Below are 241 nucleotides of genomic sequence, written 5' to 3'. Positions count from 1 at the left end.
GGATGTTGGCTTAGAAGCAGCCACCATTCAAAGAGTGCGTAATAGCTCACTAGTCGAGTGGCGCCGCGCCGAAAATGTAACGGGGCTAAACATACCACCGAAGCTGCGGATTCCGTAAGGATGGTAGGGGAGCGTTCCAAACCGCTGTGAAGCTGTACCGGAAGGAGCAGTGGAGCGTTTGGAAGTGAGAATGCCGGTGTGAGTAGCGAAAAGAGGGGTGAGAATCCCCTCCGTCGAAAGC

Annotated in this window: 1 rRNA gene; it reads left to right on the top strand. The window is 54.8% G+C overall.

The window, feature by feature from the left end:
• Nucleotides 1-241, top strand: a 23S ribosomal RNA gene (locus tag AC3B4V_RS16315); the annotation flags it as partial.

Source organism: Exiguobacterium sp. E17S, assembly GCF_057772545.1.
The sequence above is the reverse complement of the archived record's forward strand: the minus strand, read 5'-3'. Positions and strand labels throughout refer to the sequence as shown.